Raw genomic sequence first — 16,101 nt, 5'->3', positions numbered from 1 at the left:
CTACTGTGCATGGGGTTGTTTTCGCGATTTTTGATCGGGCCCGTCGCCAGGCGGCTGCGAGATGCAGCCTCGCACACCGCAGCGACGATGCCCTTGCACCGAAGCCAAGGTCGGCTACCGTCGGTACCAGCCGCAGGGCCATGGACTTTTGATTAACATTTTTTAGCATCGCATCTTGCCGGCGCCGCCATGGCGCGACGCCCATCGGACGAGGCGGGGCCATGATCACACGGGACCAGTCAGCTCTGTTGGCGCCGGTCGAGCGCGACCTCAGGCTCGATCTCTTCCGCGGCATCGGGTTGTGGATGATCTTCCTCGATCACATCCCGCACGACGTCGTGGCGTGGCTGACGCTGCGCAATTACGGCTTCAGCGATGCCGCCGAATTCTTCGTCTTCATCTCCGGCTATCTGGTCGGCTGGATCTACGGACCGATCGTCGCCGGCGGCTGGTTTCTCGCCGCGATGAAGCGGCTGTGGCGGCGTGCGGCCGAGTTGTATGTCGCGCACATCATGCTGTTTCTGCTGTTCACCGCGCAGATCGCCCGCACCGCGCGCCGCTTCGACAATCCGATGTACCAGCACGAGTTCAACGTATTCAACTTCCTGTCGCATCCGGACGAACTGATCGGGCAGGCGATCCTGCTGAAATACAAGCCGGTCAATCTCGACGTGCTGCCGCTCTACATCACGCTGGTGCTCGCCTCGCCCTTCATCATCTGGTGCCTGGTGCGCCGGCCGAACCTGACGCTCGCCGCCTCCGTCGTGCTCTACGTGCTGTCTCGCTGGCTCAACTGGAACATCGCTTCCTATCCGCCCGGCACGACCTGGTACTTCAACCCGTTCTGCTGGCAGCTGATGTTCGTGTTCGCGGCCTGGTGCGGCGTCGGCCAGATCGACAAGATCGCCGGATGGGTGTGGTCGAGGGCGGCGATGGGGCTGGCCGCGGCCTGGCTGGTGTTCGCGCTGCTGATCGTGATGACCTGGCACGTCCCCGCGCTCGAGGCGCTGATCCCGAAATGGATGATCAAGGCGATCTACCCGATCGACAAGACCGACCTCGACATGCTGCGCTTCACCCATTTCCTGGCGCTGGCGATCTGGGTGACCCATTTCATCTCGCGCAAATGGCGGGTGCTGCACGGGGCCTGGCTGCGGCCCGTCATCCTGTGCGGCCAGCATTCGCTGCCGATCTTCTGCCTCGGCGTGTTCCTGTCGTTCTCGGCGCATTGGATCCTGACGCAATACACCAAGGGGGTCTGGGAGCAGCTCGCCGTCTCCATCGTCGGCATCGCCATCATGATCGGCGCGGCCTGGCTGCTCGACCGCGCCAAGCGCGTGCCGGAGCTGTTCGTGAAGGTGACCGAGGTCGAGGAGCCGGAGATCGTGGAGAGCGCGCAGGCCGCGCCCCCCGGTGCGGCTCCCGCGAACCGCTGAAGCATCGTCCGCATGTCCTGGAGAGCCTCATGTCCAAACGTTTGTTGACGATCGCCGGCACTCTCCTGCTTCTCGTCTGCGGTGCATCGGCACAGGCGCCGTCGCCGGAGGCGATGAGCGCGGCGCGCAAGCTCGTCGTCACCTTGAAGGTCGCCGATCAGTACCGCGCCTTGCTGCCGCAGCTCCTGCTCAAGCTTCGGCCCGTGGTTGCGCAGGACAGGCCGGAGATCGAGCGCGACTACGATGCGGTGACGGCACCCGGCTCCAATATCTATGCTCCGTTCGTTGCGTCCATGGTCGAGCAGATCGCGGTGGTCTATGCCCAGAGTTTCACGGTGGACGAGCTGCGCCAGATCGACGGCTTCTACGCCCAGCCGGCCGGAAAGAAGTTTTTGGAGAAGTCGGACGCGCTGGCGCAGGCGAGTGCGCAGATCGGCCAGGACGTCAGCCAGAAGGCCGCCGACGAACTGAAGCAGCGCCTGATCGAGGCGCTGCGCCGGAAGGGGCACAAGCTCTAGCCGGGGCCTAAGCCAGGAACGCGCGGAAGCGCCGCAGCGCGATCACGAAGAAGACGCCGCCGATCACGGCGAGCGCGACCAGTTGGGGCCACACCGCCTCCAGGCCCGCGCCGCGGAACAGGATCGCCTGCGCGAGCATCACGAAATGCGTGTTGGGCGCCGCCAGCATGATGTCCTGGACGAATTGCGGCATGCTCTCGCGCGGCGTCATGCTGCCCGACAGGGTTTGAAGCGGCAGCAAGGTCATCATCAGAAGCAACCCGAACTGTGGCATGGAACCGGTGACGGTGGCGAGGAAGATGCCCATGCTGGTGGTGGCGAACAGCTGCAGCGCCGCGCCCAGCAGGAACAGCGCGACCGAGCCGTCGATCGTGACCGCCAGCCATCCCTTGATCACGAAGGCGATCGACAGCGCGGAGGCCACCAGCACCACTGCACCCATCGACCACACCTTGCTGACCATGATCTCCAGCGGCGTGACCGGCATGACCAGCAAATGTTCGATGGTGCCGTGCTCGCGCTCGCGGATCAGCGCCGCGCCCGTCAGGATGATCGAGAGCATGGTGATCGACATGATGAGGTGGTCGATCGCGCCAAACCAGGACCTCTTCAGCTCCGGATTGAAACGGGCGCGCAGAGCCAGGTCGATCTGCGGCATCTGAGCTTCGCGGTTGCGCGCCAGGAACTCGGCGATCTCGGCGCCGATGATCTGCTCGACATAGCCGCCGCCATTGAAGGCTTGCGAGATGCGTGTCGCGTCGACGTTGAGCTGAATGGCCGGCGCCTTGCGCGCCAGCAGGTCGCGCTGGAAGTCCGGCGGAATGTCGAGGGCAAAGGTGTCGAGACCGGCATCCATCCGTCGGTCCATCTCATATTGCGAGATCATCCGAGGCGTAGAGAAGTAGGGAGCGGTGAATGCCGTCGTGATGCGCGTCGAGATCGGCGATTGGTCCTCGTCGACGATGGCGATCGCGGCACGGTTCAACGTCTCCGGCAGCGTGTTGGCGCCCTCATAGATCGCGAACGTGAAGGAATAGGCGATCAGCACGAGCATCACCGGGTCGCGCGCCAGTCCGCGCAATTCCTTGATTCCGAGCTGGAGCAGGTTGCCAAGGCGCATGGTCAGCGGGCCTGTTTCTTCAGGAGCAGCGCAGCTGCGGTGACCAGCACCGGGATCATGACAGCGAGCGCCAGGAGCTCGTTGTGAAGCGTGCCGAATCCCAACCCCTTCGAGAAGGTGCCGCGCGAGATGGTCACGAAATAGCTGGTCGGATAGACAAGACCGATCATCTTGCCGGCCCCTTGCAGCGAGGAGACCGGATCGATCAAGCCGGAATACTGGATCGCGGGAATCAGCGTGATCAGCACGGTGCCGAACAGCGCGGCGATCTGGCTCTTCATGAAGGCCGAGATCACGAGGCCGATGCCGGTGGTCGCCGTGACGTAGAGCAGCGCGGCAACCGCGTAGGTCGGGAAGCTGCCGGTGAAGGGCACGCGGAAGACGGTGAGCGCAAAGCCGACCAGCAGCAGGAAGTTGGCAAAGGCCAGCACCACGTAGGGCAGCTGGGTGCCGAGCAGGAACTCCAGCCGCGTCACAGGTGTCACGTAGAAATTGACGATCGAGCCGAGTTCCTTCTCGCGCACGACCGCGAGCGCGGCGAGCACTGCAGGGATCATGATCAGGAGCAACGGGATGATGCCGGGCGCCATCGCGACGACGCTCCGGACGTCCGGATTGTAGCGGTAGCGCAGCTGGAGCTGGTAGGAGCCCGCGATTGCCGCCTCGCCGTAGAGCTCGCGGCCCTTTTGCGCGAGCCAGGTCGCGTGGATCGCCTGGGCATAGGAGCGCAGCGTTTCGGCGCGGGTCGGATTTGCGCCGTCGACCCAGGCGCCGATCTCGACGTGGCGGCCGCGGCTGACGTCGCGGCCAAAGCCCGGCGGCAGCTCGATGGCGAGGCCGATCTCGCCGGCACGCATGCGGCGGTCGAGATCGGCGTAGTCGATGATCGGCGACTTCTCGGTGAAATAGCGCGACCCCGCGATCTGCAGGCTGTAGTCGCGGCTGATCGCGCTGTCGTCGCGGTCGAGCACGGCGAAGGTCAGGTTCTCGACGTCCATGCTGATGCCGTAGCCGAGCACGAACAGCAGCAGCACGCTGCCGAGGATCGCGAGCGTGGCGCGGATCGGATCGCGCCGCAGCTCGAGCGCCTCGCGCCGGGAATAGGCGAGCATGCGGGTCGGGTTGAACTTGCGTGCGGGCTCCGCCGTCGCGGCCGGCAGGGGCGAAGCGATCGAAGGTCGGCCGGCCGGCTCCGGCGTGTCCGCGATAGCCTCTTCCAGGCAGGCGATGAAGGCCTCTTCCAGCGTCGTGTTGCCGCGCGCGGCCACGATCGCCGCGGGCGTGTCCGACGTCAAAACCTTGCCCGCATGCATCAGCGAGACCCGGTCGCAGCGTTCGGCCTCGTTCATGAAGTGGGTCGAGACGAAGATGGTGACGTTGTCCTTGCGGGAAAGCTCGGCGAGGATCTGCCAGAAGCGGTCGCGGGCGACCGGATCGACGCCGGAGGTCGGCTCGTCGAGGATGAGGATGTCGGGGGCGTGAATCATCGCGACCGCCAACGACAATCGCTGCCGCAGCCCGAGCGGTAGCGTATCGGGCAGGGCATCGGTGACGTCGGCAAGATCGAACCGGGTGATCATCTCGCTGATGCGCGGGGCGATGGTCTCCGCCGGCAATTCGAACAGGCGCGCATGGAGATCGAGATTTTGTGCGACCGTGAGCTCCGAATAGAGCGAGAAGCCCTGCGACATGTAGCCGATGCGCCGCCGCACCGACATGTCGCCGGCATCGATGGTGTTGCCGAACAGCCGTGCGGTGCCTTCGCTCACCGGCAGGAGGCCGGTGAGCATCTTCATGGTCGTGGTCTTGCCGCATCCGTTCGAGCCGAGGAAGCCGAAGATCTCGCCCTTCCTGATGCGGAAGCTGACGTCGTCGACGGCCACGAAGCCGTTGAACCGCCGGGTCAGGTGATCGGCCTCGATCGCGATCTCCTCATGGTCGTCGCTCCGCGGCGGGATCACCACTTTGGTATGGTCGTCGCGATCGGCTTCGGGCAAGAGGCGGATGAAGGCGTCGTCGAGCGTATCGGCCCCGGTCTGCTGCTTGAGCGCGGTCGGCGTTCCGGTCGCCAGCACGCGGCCCGCGTTCATCGCGATCAGAAAATCAAACTGCGCCGCCTCTTCCATATAGGCGGTCGAGACGATCACGCTCATGCCGGGCCGCCCTTGCCGGATCGAGGCGATCAATTCCCAGAACTGGCGGCGCGACAGCGGATCGACGCCGGTGGTCGGCTCGTCCAGGATCAAGAGTTCGGGATCGTGGATCAGCGCGCAGCACAGGCCGACCTTCTGCTTCATGCCGCCGGATAGATTTGCCGCCGGCCGGTCGGCGAAGGGCGTCAACCCGGTGTCTCGCAGCAGGCCGGCGATCCGCCTGGTCCGCTCGGCCTTGCCGTGTCCGAACAGGCGGCCGAAGAAGTCGATGTTCTCGAACACCGACAGGGTCGGATACAGATTCTTGCCGAGGCCCTGCGGCATGTAGGCGATGTCGGGGCACACGTTGCGGCGATGGCGCGAACTCGCCATATCGCCGCCGAGGACATTGACGTGCCCCTGCTGGATCGCGCGGGCCCCGGCGATCAGCGAGAGCAGGCTGGATTTGCCGACGCCGTCGGGGCCGATCAGTCCGACCATGCAGCCTGACGGAAGGTCGAGCGTGACGGCATCGAGCGCCCGGGCCTTGCCGTAGCTCAGGCCTACGCCTTCCAGATGCACGACGCTGCCGGCGGCAGCCGATTCATCGGCTGTGGCAGTCGCGTTCATCGGTTCAGCTTGATCTTGAGATTGTCGGGCCATTGCGCGGCCGGATCGAGCTGCACATAGGCCATGCCGGGCAGGCCGGTCTTCACATGCTCGATGTGCTGCCGCAGCAGCTCGGGTGCGATATGCGCCTTGATCCGGAACATCAGCTTCTGGCGCTCCTCCTCGGTCTCGACGGTCTTGGGCGTGAATTGCGCGACGTCGGCGACGAAGGTGGCCTTGGCGGGGATCACATATTGCGGGATGGCGTCGAGCACGAGGCGGACCTCGGCGCCGATCGCGACGCGGCCGGCATCGGCCGTCGGCAGGAAGAACGTCATATAGACGTCGCCGAGATCGACCATGTTGAGGACGCGGCCGCCGGCGGCGAGCACCTCGCCGGGCTGCGACACGCGATATTGTACTCGGCCGTCGCGCGGCGCCTTCAGCACGCTGTCGTTGAGGTCGGCGTTGATGCTTTCGATCGCGGCCTTGGCGGCATCGACCGAAGCGCCGGCATCGACCACCATGGCGCGAGAGGAGCTGATCGCGGCTTCCGATGCGGCGACCTGGGCGTGGGACGCGGCAAGCGCCGCCTTCGCCGTGGCGTTGGCGGAGCGGTCGTCGTCCAGCACCTGCTGCGACACCGCACTCGTCTTGATCAATTGTTCGGAGCGATCGAGCTTGCGGCTCGTGCTGTCGAGCTGGGCAACCCGCTGGTCGACCACGGCCTCGGCGGCCATGCGTTCGGCTTCGCGCTGGTTCACCAGGCTCTTCGCGGTCTCGACATTGATGGACGCGCGCTGGAGCTGCGCCTCGGCCTGACGGCGCTGGGCCTGCAATTGCTCGGTGTCCATGCGCGCCAAAGCCTGGCCCACACGCACGAAGTCGCCTTCGTTGACCAGGATCTCGCGAATCCGGCCCGGCGTCTTGGTCGCGATGTCGATCTCGACCGCCTCGATGCGGCCGTTGCCGCGGGCGAAGCCCGTCGGCAGCGTGTTGGTATCGCGGTGCTGCCAATAGTAATAGCCGCCGCCTGCAACGAGGACAGCGATCGCGGCGATGACGCGACCCGGAGTGAAGTTCATCTGTTCAAAACGCCGTGAAGCGGCGCCCACTGTTGAGACACGAGCGCCCGCCCGCTGATTTCGCGGAAGGGCGGCCTCAACATTGCAGCCAAATTTTGCACCGCAACTTGATGCAGATCAGACGCTGGCGCGAAGCATTCTTGCCGCTAATTCGAGCTGCGCGTCGCCGTTGCCGCTCGCCTGCCGAATGGGTCAGGCGAATGAGCGAGGCTTGTTGAACGGATCATTATCGGCGCGATCCGGGGCGGGCACCTTACTTCACCAGCGGGCAGCCGCCATCCTTCAACGGGCGAAACGCCTGGTCGGCGGGCACCTCGGCGAGCAGCTTGTAATAATCCCACGGCCCCTTCGATTCCTCCGGCTTCTTCACCTGGAACAGGTACATGCTGTGCACCATGCGGCCGTCCTCGCGCAGCATGCCGTTGTCGGTGAAGGCGTCCTTCACCGGCAGCTCGCGCATCTTCGCCATCACCGTCTTGGTGTCCCTGGTGCCCGCGGCCTGTACAGCCTTGAGGTAGTGCAGCGTCGCGCTGTAGGTGGCGCCCTGGTTCATCGTCGGCATCCGCTTGACGCGTTCCAGGAAGCGCTTGCCGAAGGCGCGGGTCTTGTCGTTGAGATCCCAGTAATAGGCCTCGGTGATGATCAGGCCTTGCGCGAGCTTCAAGCCCAGGCTGTGCACGTCGGAGATGAACATCACGATCGCGGCCAGGTTCTGGCCGCCGGCGACGATACCGAACTCGCCGGCCTGCTTGATCGCGTTGATGGTGTCGCCGCCGCCGTTGGCAAGGCCGATGATCTTGGCCTTGGAAGCCTGGGCCTGCAGCAGGAACGAGGAGAAGTCGGCGGTGTTGAGCGGATGCTTGACGCTGCCGAGCACCTTGCCGCCCGCGGCCTTCACGACATCGCCGGTATCGCGCTCGACCGAATGGCCGAACACGTAGTCGGCGGTCAGGAAGAACCAGGTGTCGCCGCCGTTCTTGACGATCGCGCTGCCGACGGTATGCGCGTTGGCGTAGGTGTCGTAGGTCCAGTGCGCGGTGTAGGGCGAGCAGGATTTTCCAGTGATGTCGGAGCTCGCCGCATCCGTCACGATCATGATCTTCTCGTACTGCTTCGACAGCTCCATCACCGCAAGCGCGGTGGCCGAGGTCGGCAGGTCGATGATCATGTCGACGCCCTCGGTCTCCCACCACTTGCGGGCGATGGTGGAGGCGACGTCGGGCTTGTTGAGCACGTCGGCCGAGACCATGTCGATCGGCTTGCCGAACATCTGGCCGCCGAAATCCTCGATCGCCATCTTGGTGGCTTCGACATTTCCCATGCCGCCGATATCGGAATAGACCGAGGAAAAGTCGGAGAGCACGCCGATCTTGAGCGGCGCCTGCTGGGCCGAAGCCGAACCGACAAAGGACGTCAACAGCAATCCAATCGCAACGGCAACACCCGCATTCCGGCACATGAACATTTCCCCCGTGAAATTATTTATGACGCATAAACCCAGATTCGCGCCGCTGACGCGCCAAATCTTGCGTGATGGCGCCGGAGCGGGGCCGATTTGACGCGGCCTGTCGCGGCCATTACGCTTCGCGCAGATCCAAAAGGGCGCACATGCCGAGGCTGTCCAAGCCGGCATTTGCGTCGACAACAAAATTCCAGGGGAACGAAAATGTCGAGCGACACCGCAGCCACCATCGCGAAGGCGCGCGAGCATTCGATCGGCGATCTCCTGCGCCGCTCGGCGGGCCGCGAACCGGACAAGCTGGCGGTGAGCTGCGGTCGTGTCAGCTGGACCTTTGCCGAGATGGACGCGATCTGCAACCGGCTCGGCCGCGGCCTGCTTGGTCTCGGCGCGAAGAAGGGTGACCGCATCGCGGTGCTCTCGCGCAATTCGCACGCCTTTGCCGCGCTGCGGTTTGCGGTGGCGCGCATTGGCTGTGTGCTGGTACCGATCAACTTCATGCTCAATCCGGACGAGATCAGTTTCATCCTGAAGAGCTCCGGGGCAAAATTGCTCGCGACCGGTCCCGATTTCGTCGAGCCGGCGCGCGTAGCCAGCGGCAAGGACTGCGCGGTCGAGAAGATGTTCTGGCTGCCGGGCGAGGATCCCGCGTCGGCGCCGGCTGATCTCATCACCTTCGACGATCTGCTTGATGCCGACGGTTCGTCCCTCGAAGCCTCGGTCGACAGCCGCGATCTCGCCCAGATCGTCTACACCAGCGGCACAGAATCCCTGCCCAAGGGCGCGATGCTGACCCATGAAGCCGTGATGTGGCAGTATGTCAGCTGCATCATCGACGGCGGTATGAGCGCCGACGACAAATTCCTCCACGCACTGCCGCTCTATCATTGCGCCCAGCTGGATGTGTTCCTGGGGCCGCAGATCTATCTCGGTGCCTCCGGCGTGATCACGGGCAAGCCGACGGCCGACAACATTCTGGCGCTGATCCAGGCGCACAAGATCACGTCGTTCTTTGCGCCGCCGACGATCTGGATCGCGATGCTGCGCTCGCCGAATTTCGACAAGATCGACCTGTCGACCCTGCAGAAGGGCTATTACGGCGCTTCGATCATGCCGGTGGAGGTGCTGCTCGAATTGCAGCGCCGCCTGCCCGCCGTCAAGTTCTGGAACTTCTACGGCCAGACCGAAATCGCGCCGCTCGCGACCGTGCTGCGGCCGGAGGATCAGCTGCGCAAGGCGGGGTCCGCGGGCAAGCCTGTGCTCAATGTCGAGACGCGCGTGGTCAATACGTCGATGGAAGACGTGAAAGCCGGCGAGGTCGGCGAAATCGTGCATCGCTCGCCGCATCTGCTCTCCGGCTATTACAATGACCCGGTGAAGACCGCCGCGGCGTTTAGCGGCGGCTGGTTTCATTCGGGCGATCTCGCCACGGTCGACGAGGAGGGACACATCACCGTGGTCGATCGCGTCAAGGACATGATCAAGACCGGCGGCGAGAATGTCGCGAGCCGCGAGGTCGAGGAGATGGTCTATCGCATCCCCGCGGTTTCCGAGGTCGCCGTGGTCGGCCTGCCCGATCCGCGCTGGATCGAGGCGGTCACCGCCATCATCGTGGTCAAGAATGGTGAAAAGCTCGACGAAGAATCCGTCATCAAGCATTGCGCCGGCCAGATGGCGCATTTCAAGGTGCCCAAGCGCGTCATCTTCGTGGATGCGTTGCCGAAGAACCCGAGCGGCAAGCTGCTCAAGCGCGAGCTGCGCCAGCGCTTCGTCGGCGGCGAGACGCTCGACAAGGCCGTGCAGAAGAGTTTTGGCACCTGAGACGGAGCGTTTCCCATGAAGGCCTGGCAGGTCGCGCGCGACTGGTCGATCGAGGGGATGGAGCTGGCCGATCTGCCGGAGCCTGCGCCCGGGCCCGGCCAGGTCGCGGTGCGGATGAAGGCGGCATCGCTCAACTATCGCGATCTGCTCACGATCCACGGCAAGGGCGGCGTCACCCGATTGCCGCTGATCCCGTTCTCGGACGGTGCGGGCGAGGTGGTCGCAATCGGCGAAGGCGTCACCCGTGTTGCGATCGGCGATCGCGTCTGTCCGATGTTCTTCCAGTCCTGGATCGACGGACAGGTTTCGGCTGCCAGCCGCCGCTACGCGCTCGGCGGCACGCGCCCCGGCGTGCTGCAGCAGGTGATGGTGCTCGGCGCCGAGGGTGTCAGCCGCGTGCCTTCGCATCTGTCGTTTCGGGAGGCCGCGACGCTGCCCTGCGCCGGGCTCACCGCCTGGCGTGCGTTGTTCGAAGAAGCGCATGTGAAGCCCGGCGATACCGTGCTGGTGCAGGGCACCGGCGGCGTCTCGATTTTCGCGTTGCAGTTTGCAAAGCTCGCCGGCGCCAGCGTGATCGTGACGTCGTCGAGCGACGAGAAGCTCGAACGCGCCAGGGCGCTCGGTGCTGACCATACCATCAACTATCGTTCAATGCCGGAATGGGGCAAGGCCGCAGCGGAGTGGACCGGCGGAGGGGTCGATCACGTCGTCGAAGTCGGCGGCAAGGACACCTTCGCGCAATCGCTCGAGGCCACGCGTGTCGGTGGCACGATCCTGGTGATCGGCGTGCTCACGGGCTTCTCGCAGCAGATCGCGATCCCGAGCCTGTTCGCCAAGAACCTGCACGTCATCGGCCTCTCGGTCGGGAGTCGCCGCATGTTCGAGGGCATGACGGCCGCAATCGAACGCAACGGCATGAAGCCGGTGATCGACCGCGTGTGCAGTTTCGATGCCGTGCCGGATGCGCTGCGGCTGATGCAGCAGGGCGGTCATTTCGGCAAGATCGTGGTGGAGTTTCCCTGAACGGCAACCGATGTCGGTGGCGCGAAGCTCGTTCGCGATGTCATCCTGCGATCTTCCGACGGAGCTTTGCTCATGCCTCTCTGGACCTGCGAAACCTGCGGCGCGCAATTCCCGAACGGCGGAAATCCGCCGGCCTCCTGCCTGATCTGCGAGGACGAGCGGCAGTTCGTGAACTGGAAGGGACAAACCTTTCTCACGCGCGAGGAGCTGGCGCGGGGACACCGACTGGTGCGACGCGACGATCTCGGCCTCACCGGAATCGGCTTGGAGCCGAGCTTCGCCATCGGGCAGCGCGCGCTGCTGGTGCCTCAAGGCGACGGCTGCGTGATGTGGGATTGCATTCCGCTCGCAACCGACGACGCCATTCCATACGTCGCAGCGCCCGGCGGATTGAAGGCGATCGCGATCTCGCATCCGCACTACTACGGCGCGGTCGCCGACTGGAGCGACGCCTTTGGCGGCGTGCCGGTTTATCTGCATGCCGACGATCGCGCTTTCGTCACGCGGCCGCATCCTTCCATCGTCCACTGGACCGGAGAAAGCCACCGCATCTCCGACGATGTGCTGCTGCTGCGGACCGGCGGTCATTTCGCTGGCGCCACCATGCTGCATTCGGCGCGCAGTGCGGACGGCAGGGGTGCGCTGCTCACCGGCGACATCGCACAGGTGACGATGGACCGCCGCTTCGTCAGCTTCATGTATTCCTATCCCAACTACATGCCGCTCAATGCAGCCGCGGTGCGGCGGATCGCGGCCGCTGTCGAGCCCCTCGCCTTCGACCGCATCTATGGCGCCTGGTGGGGCCGCAATATCGCTGGCGGCGCCAAGGCGGCCTTTGCGGCGTCGGTGGAGCGATACATCGCGGCTATCGCCTGAGCCGCTAGCGGATCGGATTTATCTTGCCGGCCCCGAATAACTGTACTATAGGTACAGTTATAATCTGCTGCAATGAGGCAGCTGCGAGCCCGGCATGATCGATGCATCGTGAAAGCCGCGGCGCCATGGAGCCGCGCAGGCGGAGTTCGGTTCATGACGGCGCATTACGAGATCTTCGAGGCTGGCGACGTCACCCTGCAGTCCGGGACCGTCTTCCCCTCGATGAAGCTCGCCTACAAGACCTACGGCACGCTGAGCCCGGCAAAAGACAACGTCATCCTCTATCCGACCTCGTTCAGTGCGCAGCACACCGACACCGAATGGCTGATCGGTCCGGATGGCGTGCTCGATCCGACGCGCTACTTCATCGTCATCCCGAACCTGTTCGGCAACGGCCTGTCGTCTTCGCCGTCGAATACAGCAGTGCCGTTCCCCGAGGTGGTTATCACGATGCCATCGCGGTCCAGCACCGGCTCCTGACCGAGCGCTTCGGCATTTCGAAGCTTGCCTTGGTCTATGGCTGGTCGATGGGCGGCGTGCAGGCCTATCACTGGGCGGCGCTGCACCCTGACATGGTCGAACGTGCAGCCGTGGTCTGCGGCAGCGCGCGTTGCGCGCCCTACAATTACGTCTTCCTCGAGAGCGTGAAGGCCGCGCTCACCGCCGATCCCGCCTTCCGCGACGGCCGCTTCGTGGAGAAGCCCGTTGCCGGCTATCGCGCCATGGGGCGGGTCTATGCCGGCTGGGCGATGTCGCACGGCTTCTATCGCGACGAGCTCTGGCGCGAGGCCGGGTTCACCTCGCTGGAGGATTACCTCGTCCGCGTCTGGGACGCGGCCTTCGCCCGCCGCGACCCCAATGATCTGCTGGCGCAGATCGGGATCTGGCAGAAGGGCGACATCAGCCGCTGTGCGACCTTCGCCGGCGACTTCGATCGCGCGCTGGCGGCGATCAAGGCGCATATGCTGCTGATGCCGGGTGCGACCGACCGCTATTTCGACGTCCGCGACAACGAAGACGAGCTCGGCCGGCTGACTGGCGCGAAATCGGCGGTGCTGCATCCGATCCCGTCGCTGCATGGCCATCGCGCCGGCAATCCCATTGGCAATCCGCGCGACCAGGCCTTTCTCAGGGCCGAGGTCGCGGCGCTTCTCGGCAAGTAAGGCAGGCATCGATCATGACCGACGCGACCGTTTCAGAGTCCGGCCACCGCCTGAAGCCGCTGACGCCGGCGATGCTGCGCGAGCTGTCAGTCCGCTCCGATCTCAGGGGCGCGGCGCAGAGCCTCGGCCATTATGGCGTGATCGTGCTGATGGGAACGCTGATCTGGAAGATTTCATCGACATGGGGCGTGCTCTGGGCGCTGCCGCTGATGGCGGTGCAGGGTTATGTCGTCGCCTTCCTGTTCATGGCGGTGCACGAGACCGCCCACAAGACCGCGTTCAGGAGCCGCGGCCTCAACCTCGTCGTCGGCTATCTCTCGGCCTTCCTCATCGGATTGCCTTACGAATATTACTGCCTGTTTCACTGGGACCATCACCGCTACACCCAGGATCCGGACAAGGATCCCGAGCTGATCGTCGGGGTGAAGCCGACATCCGACACGCAGCTCGCGATCGCCTATAGCGGCGTGCTCCAGGTCGCGGGCCGCCTCCGGCTGATGCTCGGCCATGCGATCACCGGAGAGGTCACCGTCCCCTGGATCCCAGAAAACAAGCGCGCCGTCATCGTGAGAGAGGCGCGTGTCTATGTCGCGCTCTATGCGCTGCTGCTCGCGCTGTCGCTGTGGTGCGCCTCGGCCCTGCTGCTCTGGGTCTGGATCGTTCCGCTCGTCATCGGGCAGTTCTTCCTGCGGCCCTATCTCTATGCCGAGCATACCGGTTGCGAGCGAACGCGCAGCGCTTTCCAGAATACCCGCACCACCTACACCGGCGCGATGGTCAAATGGTTTGCGTGGAACATGCCCTATCATGTCGAGCATCACGCCTATCCCTCGATCCCGTTTCACGCCCTGCCGAAGCTGAACGAGATCGTCGATGACGAGATCGTCCATCGCGGCCGCGGCTACATCAGAACGACGCGCGAGACCTGGACCTGGTTTCGCCGGCAGCGGCAGGCAGGTTAGCCGCGCGCGCGTTTGCCAGCTTCCGATAGCGAGCTTTACGACGTGTTCATTGCAGTTGCGCTTGGCGCGGAACACTCCGCTACCGTTGCGCCGAGCCTCGCATAAACCCCATGCGAGTCAACTACTTGGAGGCCGAGAAAACGTGCCTAACCAATCCTTCCGGATCGGGAAAGTTTTATCCGTCTTGTATTCATCACCAGGCGAGGCCGCTGCTCTAGTGTCGACGACATCAGCCCCGCCGACGTCTGGAGAGATTGGTGATGAGTGCGACGAGAGGCCGTCTTCTGGTGGTCGACGACGACTTGGTGCAGCGAGTTCTGATCGGCAAGATCGGAGCGAAGCTCGGTTATGAGACGGTGGTTGCTTCCTCCTACGAGGCGGCAACCGAACTTCTGGCCCGCGACGCCTTCGAAGTCATGGCGCTCGACCTGTCGCTCGGGGAACGGGACGGGGTGGAGCTGTTGCGCTTCGTCGCGGAAGCCGGCCTCCGCACGATGTCGATCGTGATCATCAGCGGCTGCGACGATCGCGTCATGAAGGCCACGCGACGGGTCGCGAACGGGCTGAAGCTGTCGGTCGGCGGATGCCTCACCAAGCCGCTCGATCTCAACCGCCTGCGCAGCGCGTTGGAGTTGCCGCAACGCGCGCCGCCGGCCGCGACGTCCGCCTCGCCGCAGCTCGGGATCACGCCGGAGAGGATCTCGCGAGGCCTCGCCGACGGCGAATTCTTTGTCGAGTTTCAGCCGAAGGTCGCGCTTCAGACCGGCAGGGTCGTCGGCGCCGAGGCACTTGCGCGCTGGCGCACGGCCGAATTCGGGTCGGTCTCGCCGATGGTCTTCATTCCGATCGCCGAGGCGGCCGGCCTCATGCGCGAGTTGACCGATTGCATCCTGTCGTCGGCGATGTCGCAGGGCCGCAAGCTGATCGAGCGCAACCCCGGCTTCACCATTGCCGTCAACATCTCGGGCTCGCTGATGTCGGACCTGGCGCTGCCCGACCGGATCGAGGAGATCCTGCGCCGCGAAAGCATCTCTCCATCGTCGCTGATGGTAGAGATCACCGAGACCTCGGCGATGGCCGACGTCGACCGCGCCAACGACATTCTGGTGAGGCTGCGCATCAAGAAGATCGGCACGGCAATCGACGATTTCGGCACCGGCTATTCGTCGCTTGCGGCCCTGGTGCGGCTGCCGTTCAGCGAGCTGAAGATCGACCAGTCCTTCATCAAGGGCTGCGAATCCGACGACGACATGATGAAGATTGTCGAGGCATCCGTGGCGCTGGCGAAGGCGTTCAACATGAAGGTGGTGGCCGAAGGCGTCGAGAGCCCGGAGGCGCTCGAGATCATCCGTCGGATCGGCTGCGACGTTGCACAGGGCTTCCTGTTTGCGCCCTCGCTGCGGCGCTCGCGCGCCGAACGATGGATATCGGAGCGCAATGCCTTCGCGGACGAACAGGCGACGCTGACAGCTTTGGCCAGCTGAAACGCGAGCCCCGGTCGCGGAACGACCGGGGTTGCGTCAACCGATGCAGGCGGGCTCAGTAGATCCCGTAGGCGCAGACATTCACGACGCGCACGCGCAGGCCGTGGCGGGTCCGGACGACGCGCTCCTGGTAGCAGTTGCTGACGCCGGTGTTGAGGTAGATGCCGCCGCCGTAGCCCCAGCCGTGACCCCAATGATGATGAGGATAGAAGCCGCCGGCCGACGCCGCGGTGGGCGCGAGAGCGGCGACGCCGAGCGAACCGGCAGCGATCAGACCAAGAGCAAGCTTGCGAAACATCTTCATTCTCCAGTGTGGCGCTAAGGCCGTTGTTGTGTCCCTGCATCTCGGTCGGGCCGAAACGCGAATGCGTTCACACCGTCGGGGGAGAATCGTGTTTCAGGACTGTTTCGTG

General features: G+C 64.6%; 12 protein-coding genes and 1 pseudogene. 8 read left to right on the top strand and 5 right to left on the bottom strand.

The features are described 5' to 3' along the window. Window positions 1-221: 221 nt before the first annotated feature. Both CIT40_RS30045 and CIT40_RS30040 read left to right on the top strand, forming a co-directional pair. Window positions 222-1,436 carry an OpgC domain-containing protein gene (locus tag CIT40_RS30045; RefSeq protein ID WP_094892901.1) on the top strand — a complete coding sequence of 405 codons (1,215 nt, stop codon included), beginning with the start codon at window positions 222-224 and terminating at the stop codon, window positions 1,434-1,436. 29 nt (window positions 1,437-1,465) lie between these two features. After that, the gene (locus tag CIT40_RS30040) at window positions 1,466-1,954 is read left to right on the top strand and encodes a DUF2059 domain-containing protein (protein WP_094892900.1); all 489 of its coding nucleotides are present in this window, start codon (window positions 1,466-1,468) and stop codon (window positions 1,952-1,954) included. 7 nt (window positions 1,955-1,961) lie between these two features. Here CIT40_RS30040 and CIT40_RS30035 read toward each other — a convergent pair whose 3' ends face one another. The 4 genes from CIT40_RS30035 to CIT40_RS30020 all read right to left on the bottom strand — a co-directional run bounded on the left by CIT40_RS30035 (window position 1,962) and on the right by CIT40_RS30020 (window position 8,359). Beyond that, window positions 1,962-3,074 carry an ABC transporter permease gene (locus CIT40_RS30035; RefSeq protein ID WP_094892899.1) on the bottom strand — a complete coding sequence of 371 codons (1,113 nt, stop codon included), beginning with the start codon at window positions 3,072-3,074 and terminating at the stop codon, window positions 1,962-1,964. Between the two features lie 2 nt (window positions 3,075-3,076). Further along, on the bottom strand, window positions 3,077-5,836 hold the full coding sequence (gene rbbA, locus CIT40_RS30030; RefSeq protein WP_167443382.1) for a ribosome-associated ATPase/putative transporter RbbA: 2,760 nt from the start codon (window positions 5,834-5,836) through the stop codon (window positions 3,077-3,079). Beyond that, a complete protein-coding gene (locus tag CIT40_RS30025; protein ID WP_094892897.1) occupies window positions 5,833-6,900 on the bottom strand; it encodes an HlyD family secretion protein in 1,068 nt (355 codons plus the stop codon). The genes rbbA and CIT40_RS30025 overlap by 4 nt, the downstream gene beginning before the upstream one ends. A 253-nt stretch (window positions 6,901-7,153) precedes the next feature. Continuing rightward, complete coding sequence (locus tag CIT40_RS30020) at window positions 7,154-8,359, bottom strand: ABC transporter substrate-binding protein (RefSeq protein ID WP_094892942.1); 1,206 nt, start codon at window positions 8,357-8,359, stop codon at window positions 7,154-7,156. A 207-nt stretch (window positions 8,360-8,566) separates the two neighbouring features. On the opposite strand from CIT40_RS30020, the gene CIT40_RS30015 reads away from it, so the two are divergent. From CIT40_RS30015 to CIT40_RS29990, 6 genes and pseudogenes are all read left to right on the top strand, one after another. After that, window positions 8,567-10,180, top strand: a complete 1,614-nt coding sequence (locus CIT40_RS30015) for an acyl-CoA synthetase (protein ID WP_094892896.1) — start codon at window positions 8,567-8,569, stop codon at window positions 10,178-10,180. Between the two features lie 15 nt (window positions 10,181-10,195). Next, entirely contained in the window at window positions 10,196-11,203 is a 1,008-nt protein-coding gene (locus CIT40_RS30010; protein WP_094892895.1) for a zinc-dependent alcohol dehydrogenase family protein, read from the top strand. A 72-nt stretch (window positions 11,204-11,275) separates the two neighbouring features. Then, a complete protein-coding gene (locus CIT40_RS30005; protein WP_094892894.1) occupies window positions 11,276-12,079 on the top strand; it encodes an MBL fold metallo-hydrolase in 804 nt (267 codons plus the stop codon). A gap of 153 nt (window positions 12,080-12,232) precedes the next feature. Continuing rightward, window positions 12,233-13,242 (top strand): annotated as a pseudogene (locus CIT40_RS30000) (alpha/beta fold hydrolase). A 14-nt stretch (window positions 13,243-13,256) separates the two neighbouring features. After that, window positions 13,257-14,204, top strand: coding sequence for a fatty acid desaturase (locus CIT40_RS29995; RefSeq protein WP_094892893.1), 948 nt, complete (start codon window positions 13,257-13,259; stop codon window positions 14,202-14,204). Window positions 14,205-14,464: 260 nt separating this feature from the next. Beyond that, on the top strand, window positions 14,465-15,688 hold the full coding sequence (locus tag CIT40_RS29990; RefSeq protein WP_094892892.1) for an EAL domain-containing response regulator: 1,224 nt from the start codon (window positions 14,465-14,467) through the stop codon (window positions 15,686-15,688). A 55-nt stretch (window positions 15,689-15,743) separates the two neighbouring features. On the opposite strand, the gene CIT40_RS29985 is transcribed toward CIT40_RS29990, so the two are convergent. Then, entirely contained in the window at window positions 15,744-15,986 is a 243-nt protein-coding gene (locus CIT40_RS29985) for a hypothetical protein (protein ID WP_094892941.1), read from the bottom strand. Window positions 15,987-16,101 lie beyond the last annotated feature (115 nt).

This window comes from Bradyrhizobium amphicarpaeae (assembly GCF_002266435.3).
Lineage (GTDB): Bacteria > Pseudomonadota > Alphaproteobacteria > Rhizobiales > Xanthobacteraceae > Bradyrhizobium > Bradyrhizobium amphicarpaeae.
This window is presented reverse-complemented; position numbering and strand designations above follow the sequence as displayed.